The organism is Stutzerimonas sp. LR2, assembly GCF_055755175.1.
In genome coordinates this window covers 1-800 of the sequence record NZ_JBVTRR010000064.1, presented here as the reverse complement: position 1 = coordinate 800, position 800 = coordinate 1, and the positions used below count along the sequence as shown (strand labels likewise).

General features: G+C 56.0%; 1 protein-coding gene. It reads left to right on the top strand.

What is annotated here, in order from left to right; translation table 11 throughout:
- On the top strand, window positions 1-762 hold a 762-nt coding region (locus ACVRRC_RS22050; protein ID WP_472997588.1), incomplete at its 5' end, for a hypothetical protein.
- Window positions 763-800: the final 38 nt, after the last annotated feature.

The window sequence follows — 800 nt, the reverse complement described above, 5'->3', positions numbered from 1 at the left end:
GAGCTCAAACGCGTGACCGACGGTTTGGAGTTCTTCTCCTACAGTACCGACGGCGGTTACGATGAGCACGACAGCGCAGACAAAGCCCGGCAAGCCGCTGAAGATCACATCGAATACTACCGGGGCGATGCCTGTGACGGCTGGTCTGATGAAACTGACCAGGTGGTCTGGGGTATCGTCGTGCAACGTGCCACCCAGACCGATCTGCGCGAAGTGGGGCCGGACGATAGCGTCGGTAGTCACATCAAGCAGGTCTGTGATTACGCTCTGATGCCTTCACTCGAAAGCAGCCCGACGAAAGGCTATATCCCTGCGTCTGAAGTTGAGCATCTGGTTGCGGAAGGCAAAATGCTGAAAGACGCTCATGCAGCTGTCCTTGAGCACATCGACGTGACAGACAAAGGCGCTGCCGGAACATGTAGGGAGCGGCCAATGAGCGAACTGAAGGCAAAGCTGCGCAAGTTATTGGACGGCGATGACATGGACTGCGTGCGCGACCGTACTGGCAAAAGCGACGACTACTGCGAAGGCTTTGTGGACGGCATGAACGATGCGCTTAACCAGCTGGCTGACGGTGTTACGCCTTTGCTGGCAGGAGCTGAAATCGCCGGGCTGGAGAGCTTTGTTGCTCGCATGTACCAGCGGGCTAATCAGCTGGTGGAAGACAGCATGAGCATAGCGCTGATTAACCAGGCGCGCTCTGCGGCGGTGTTGGCTGAGAAAATGATCAGCGAACTGAAAGGTGAAGGTCCAAAGCAATAACCAGAGCCAGTGTCTTTGTCTGAAAATACCATAGGGGC